Origin of the sequence: Serratia sp. N21D137, from assembly GCF_047530005.1 — a bacterium.
Classification (GTDB): Bacteria; Pseudomonadota; Gammaproteobacteria; order Enterobacterales; family Enterobacteriaceae; genus Chania; species Chania fonticola_B.
On the sequence record NZ_JBLJAJ010000071.1, the window covers coordinates 1 to 5,357 of the forward strand.

Here is a 5,357-nt window from a genome sequence, read left to right on the forward strand (position 1 = left end):
GAACCGCTCTTTCTGAGTCAGATGTTTTCCCTGCATGCAACAGGCTCTCCAGTAGGGCCAGAGCGGTGATTTTATCCGGGTCTGGCCAGTGGGTCACTTTGTTGCGTTTCGAGTGGGAATGGGGCCTTGAATCCGCACTGGTTGATACCCCGGTTGAAACAGTCATGCTCAAGCAACTGGTGAAAACCCCTCTCAACGCGCGCAAAACACCTGTATCGGACAAAGATGTTCGGGAACTGGCTACCAGCATCGAAGCGGCCGGTTTATTGCAGAACCTGATCGGGGTTCGCTTGAGCAATGGGCTGTTCGGCATCGCCGGTGGCGAAACGCGTCGGCGATCACTCAACCTGTTGATGGAAGAAGGGCGGTCAGCTGCCGGTGTACCCGTTACGCCCGAATTCCAAGTCGTGGTTAAAGCGGTCGATGAAGATAAAGCCCGAGCAATTTCGTATGCCGAGAACGGACAACGCTCCAATCTGTCACCCGCAGACCAGTTGGCCAACTTCCGTGAGTTGGCTGAAGAAGGTAAACCCGTTGAACAGATCGCCGCCATCCTTGGCTACCGTACTGCACATGTTAAAAAGTGCCTGAAACTGACGACCGTAGCGCCTCAACTACTCGAATTGCTGAAAACCGATGCCATCACCCTCGATCAGTTGGGGGCGTTGAGTTCGACCGACGATCATCAACGCCAGATCCAAACGTTGGATAACAGTAAACATTACGAGTACAAACGTACTGTAAAAGCGCTGCGTGAAAGTGTGTTGCACGATGAAGTTTCTGCCGCTGGCAACGCATTGGTAGAATTTGTCGGACTGGATGCCTATCAAGCCGCAGGCGGTGAAACCCGTGAAGATCTGTTTGCCGAAAGCGTCATTTTGACCAATCCACAACAGCTGGAAACGATGGCAATTGCCAAGTTACAGGAAGCCGCAGACATTGTGGCGAAAGAAGAAGGCTGGGCGTGGGTGCTGGGGCGTCGCAAGGACGTGCAAAGCTGGGGAGGGGACGAGAAAACCTTCGAGGTTCTCCATGCAAACGCAAAGTTGACCGACGAACAGAAGGCAGAGGCAAAGCAGCTGGCTGACGAGAAACAACAACTCAAAGATCTCCTCGACGGCGGTGACGCCGATGACGAATGGGAACATGCCCCACGCGTCGAACAAATCACATCACGGCTTGCTGAAATCAACAAATGGTCGGCAAAAGTACGGGCGAAAGCCGGTGTGGTTGCCTACCTGAAAAATGGTGAAATCCATATCCAGCGCGGCCTGATGAAGATGGAAGACATCAAGCAAGTCGAAAAAGCCGAGCGTGAGAAAGTCAAAAATGAAACCCCGCCGTCTGAAAAAGGCTTGTCAGCGGTGCTCGTCACCAGCTTGTCAGCGGAACGTACTTTGGCTGTGGCGGCTTCGCTGGCACAAAACCCAACGGTCGCGCTGGCCATGCACACGTTCACCCTGGCACGTCGCATTTTCGATAAAGGCTCTTTCCACACGATGCATACCACGGTGGAAAGCCAGCGTAGCGCATGTCTCAAACAGTCGGAGGATGCAGACAGTCTGAACGGAGTCGCCAATCAGAAACTGACTGAATTGCACAGCAGCTGGCTCAATCGGTTCCCTTTGGAGTGGTTTGAGGGGTTCGACTGGCTGTTGGCATGGCCACAAGAAGACGTGCTGGCGTTACTGGCCTACTGCGTGTCTCAAAGCATCGATGGCGTGAGCAGCCAAGTGTTTAACAAGCGTGTAGCCAACAGGTTGGAGCCGCTCGAAAAGGCGCTCAATTTCCAGATTGGCGAATGGTGGAAACCGACCTCGGCAAACTACTTCTCACGTATCGGTAAAGACCAGATTGTTGACGCGCTCGATAGCGCCGGTCGTACCGGAAATGCCCGTGATGCCGAGAAGATGAAACGCAAGGAAGCCGCTGAATTTGCCGAGTCCATCCTTAAAGATACAGGGTGGCTGCCGGTATGCATGGCGCCTATTGATCTGCCGCAGACCAAAGACGAACTCACCGGTGATGCAAATACCGGTACCGAGACTGATGCCACCGCTGATGATAGCGCCGCTGCTTAACTGACAGGGATCTGCAGCCCGAAAGGGCGGCTTATAAAACAATGACAAAAGAAGAAAAATTCACGTTATCCAAGCTGCAATCGTTCACCGCCACCGATTTTGAACAGTATCGCGATCGCGGTGATGAGGCTCGCTTGCGGTTGTCCAGTGCAGTGATCACAGCGTTATCCCTTCCTGAGTGTTGGCAAGTAGATTGCGAGCAGCGTCAGGAATGGGGCGGTTTGCATCCGGTACATCTCCGGATGTCCCACCAATCAGCACCGCAGCTGCAGTTCGAGATCACTGGCCCTTGCAACGATTCGCCGTACTGGTACGGACGCCTCTGGTTTGATGGTGGTGAGTGCGCTGCATGGTTCTACAGTGCAGAGGCTTTTACCCCGGAAGCGATCAACGGGATGATGGCAAAAGTGGATGAATATATTCGCGCCGGTTACACCGAGGCAAACAAATTGGCCGTTGCTCTACGCATGGGAGGGAATACCGTATGATCCCGAATCACTTGGCTCTCGTCACCGTTAACGCATACCAGCGTGCCGCCATGCAAGCAATCATCACCGTAGATGAAAAGGTTCAGCGGGGCAGAAAATTGGGGCAATATCCCTACGCCCGCGAATTGCTCCGTGAGTTATACGGAAGTAGGCGAAAAGTCTCAGCAACTGATGTGCATAAGGCCGCTGGACGATACGATCTTCAAGGGAGAAACAACGCGAGCAAGGACGACTTTATCAGAGCGTTGGATATATTGATCGCCAGCCATGGGGAAGTTTGTCCACTCCCACTCTCTACCGATCATGGTCACTTGTATTTTCCAGAAGTACGTTATCGTCTGCGTGAACGGCATAATCGCAAATACGATTTAAAAGTTACGCGCAAGTTAAGCAACGAGGCTCGAGAACGTCAGCAAAAACGGCGGCGTTATCAAACCCAGGTAGCGCAGGCCGAAATCGAATTGGCCTTTGTTACCCCCGTGCAATTGAGAGCCTGGTATAAACGGCAGGAACGTCAGGGCATTGATGACGACAACCTGATGCTGATGGTACAGGCATGGGGCCAGCGGTTTATCAACTTGAGGCGTGAATCTTTCTACTGGGGCCAACCATTGTGGTCAATAGTGAAAGATATCCACACTGAACTGGATAGCCGCTCTACGATAGAGCTGTGGCTGGATGAGCTGATGGTACCCAACAAGCTGGAGGACCGGACGTGACTGAATGGCGCTACTCTCTGCAATGGCGGTATCCGCACCGGAATTGCCCGGGTGAAATGGTGTTGGCGACCGAGGATGTTGTCGCCGGTGCGCCGGTACCTGCCAGTATCATGGCACTATTCGTTCCGGGTGGGGACTATGCCGTATCGTTGGATTTTCTCACGATGAAGCCGATCCGCCGCTGGAGTCCGGAACGCAAGGCACAGGCACGTCAGCGGAATATCGAGCTTAGAGTTGCTAAGGTCGCGCCGTTGTTTGCTGACGAGTTGATCGAGCGTGAGCTGGAGAATCGGCCCGATTACTACAACGGCAAATGATCACTATACTGATGGCAATGCCCGCAGTTTTCAGTGACAAAGGGAGGTTGGTATGTGGAAATACCTAAGACGTAAGATCGCGAACAACCCCAGAGTGCAAAAAATGTCGCCAGCACAGCGAAAAAGCGTTGGCGGAAAATTCATTATCTATAGCACCTTGCTGCTGCTTATTCCTTTCACCGGCATGTTGCTGTCATACAGTAGTGCCCTTGTGCATATCATCTTTCAGGTGATCTGGGCCGTATCCATGATCCTCGGCTGCGTGATCGCCTTTGAATCTGAGCCTGAGTCAGGTACCAGGGCAAAATGACGTTGGCCAGGGCGGGAAGGTCAAGAATAGACGGCACCTACGGTGCCGTTCTTTCCCGTACTTTCCTGCCTCATTATGAACTTATCCTGGTGGACTGTTATCCCGGTATTGCTGCTTAGACCTGTCTTCTTCCTGAACAACCCTCGTTACCTCGTCTTTCTTATTGTAATTTTTCCGATCGTTTCCATTCCATGGTGTTGGTGTCGTATCTCTTTGGCCAGAAATCAGGTCAAGTACGCTTTGTCGGGTAGCAGCAGCGCATTACTGCGCCGCCGCCCCCTAAGAACGGTACGTGCAAGTTTCCCTGCATACCGCTCAAGCCTTTATAAATGCCCGCTATGGGCACCGGCTTCCCTGCTGTGTAACTGACGGTGGCAGTTGGGATGTAGCAGCTCAAGATTAGATATATCGTCGCTCCCGCCCATAACCTTCCTGATCCGGTGGTGTATATTCCAGCCTGTCTGGTTGGTGATGAGTTGCCTGCAACGAGGGCAGCACTTACCCTGACGTTTCCACAATGCCGCCACGGTTTTCATCTTCTTCAGTTTCCCTGTCCAGATCAGGTCCAGACGGCGTTCGAAGTAGATTTCCATGCCGGGCGAATAAGGGGTTGCATCGCCTCTGATCTTGATATGGCGTTTGATTGGCGTATCCATCGCCCGGGTGAGATGCAGTGTTTTACCCTCCGGGGTCGCTGTGCTGAACAGCCAGCGCCTGTCCCCGAACGTGAAATACTTATCTGCAACCCAACGGCGGCCTTTACGTGTATGCTGTCGTTTACACCACTGCCATATTACCCGCCAGATTTGGGTATCGACGTAATTAAAGATATCTTTGGCCACGACATGCTGATGATAAGTCGCCCATCCACGGATCACGGGGTTGAGCAGGTTTATCAGTTTCCATGCCGGAAGTGTCGGATTGCCTTTAATTATTCTTCTGACTTTGTTTAGGAAGTTTTTCAGATTCTTTTTACAAGGCTTGATAAGCATCTTGCCGCCGTATTTTCTGACGTTCTGTCCCAGAAAGTCGAAGCCTTCTTCTATATGCGTTATCGCTGTTTTTTCCTCAGACAGCGCAAGCCCCCGTTTGTGCATGAACGCTGCTATCAGGGGTTTAACCTCATTCTCCAGCAGTTCGCGGGAGATCCCTGAACAGATGAAGTCGTCGGCATAGCGCACATAGTTCACCTGATGTTTTGCCCCGTAATGCTTACTCTTCCTGAATGTACGCATCAGTTCTCCCTCCAGCCCGTCGAGTGCCATATTGGCTAGGAGGGGAGAGATAATTCCTCCCTGTGGAGTTCCGCTTCCAGTGTAAGCGTCAACTCAGCACCGTCTGGCTTAATGCGTCAGGCGCTGTAGTTTAGGTGTCCACTTATTCTTCCAGGTGGACACCTCCGTGAGTACTAAAGAACGACGTTCCCGTCAGCATTATTCCCC

At 52.4% G+C, this 5,357-nt stretch carries 6 protein-coding genes and 1 pseudogene; 5 read left to right on the forward strand and 2 right to left on the reverse strand.

Annotated elements, in window-relative coordinates; genetic code table 11:
- Nucleotides 1-65: 65 nt before the first annotated feature.
- The 5 genes from ACMV5H_RS24950 to ACMV5H_RS24970 are packed head-to-tail and all read left to right on the forward strand — an operon-like array spanning nucleotide 66 to nucleotide 3,915.
- Nucleotides 66-2,081 (forward strand): ParB/RepB/Spo0J family partition protein, encoded by a 2,016-nt coding sequence (locus tag ACMV5H_RS24950; protein WP_414822735.1) that lies wholly within the window; start codon nucleotides 66-68, stop codon nucleotides 2,079-2,081.
- 41 nt (nucleotides 2,082-2,122) lie between these two features.
- Nucleotides 2,123-2,569 carry a conjugation system SOS inhibitor PsiB gene (gene psiB / locus ACMV5H_RS24955; protein ID WP_414822733.1) on the forward strand — a complete coding sequence of 149 codons (447 nt, stop codon included), beginning with the start codon at nucleotides 2,123-2,125 and terminating at the stop codon, nucleotides 2,567-2,569.
- The gene (locus tag ACMV5H_RS24960) at nucleotides 2,566-3,288 is read left to right on the forward strand and encodes a plasmid SOS inhibition protein A (protein WP_414822734.1); all 723 of its coding nucleotides are present in this window, start codon (nucleotides 2,566-2,568) and stop codon (nucleotides 3,286-3,288) included. Before psiB ends, ACMV5H_RS24960 begins: the two co-directional genes overlap by 4 nt.
- A gap of 56 nt (nucleotides 3,289-3,344) precedes the next feature.
- Nucleotides 3,345-3,605, forward strand: a complete 261-nt coding sequence (locus ACMV5H_RS24965; protein WP_414822736.1) for a hypothetical protein — start codon at nucleotides 3,345-3,347, stop codon at nucleotides 3,603-3,605.
- Between the two features lie 52 nt (nucleotides 3,606-3,657).
- Nucleotides 3,658-3,915 (forward strand): hypothetical protein, encoded by a 258-nt coding sequence (locus ACMV5H_RS24970; protein WP_261147785.1) that lies wholly within the window; start codon nucleotides 3,658-3,660, stop codon nucleotides 3,913-3,915.
- 323 nt (nucleotides 3,916-4,238) lie between these two features.
- Here the strand turns inward: ACMV5H_RS24970 and ACMV5H_RS24975 are convergent, their stop codons facing one another.
- A complete protein-coding gene (locus tag ACMV5H_RS24975) occupies nucleotides 4,239-4,907 on the reverse strand; it encodes a group II intron reverse transcriptase (protein ID WP_414822737.1) in 669 nt (222 codons plus the stop codon).
- 30 nt (nucleotides 4,908-4,937) lie between these two features.
- A pseudogene (locus tag ACMV5H_RS24980) lies at nucleotides 4,938-5,222 on the reverse strand (reverse transcriptase/maturase family protein); the annotation flags it as partial.
- Nucleotides 5,223-5,357 lie beyond the last annotated feature (135 nt).

What these genes read in the sequence shown, in the direction of transcription:
- ACMV5H_RS24965 (WP_414822736.1), top strand. Translation starts at nt 3,345, where the DNA reads ATGGTGTTGGCGACCGAGGATGTTGTCGCCGGTGCGCCGGTACCTGCC.
- ACMV5H_RS24970 (WP_261147785.1), top strand. Translation starts at nt 3,658, where the DNA reads ATGTGGAAATACCTAAGACGTAAGATCGCGAACAACCCCAGAGTGCAA.
- ACMV5H_RS24960 (WP_414822734.1), top strand. Translation starts at nt 2,566, where the DNA reads ATGATCCCGAATCACTTGGCTCTCGTCACCGTTAACGCATACCAGCGT.
- psiB (WP_414822733.1), top strand. Translation starts at nt 2,123, where the DNA reads ATGACAAAAGAAGAAAAATTCACGTTATCCAAGCTGCAATCGTTCACC.
- ACMV5H_RS24975 (WP_414822737.1), bottom strand. Translation starts at nt 4,907, where the DNA reads ATGCTTATCAAGCCTTGTAAAAAGAATCTGAAAAACTTCCTAAACAAA.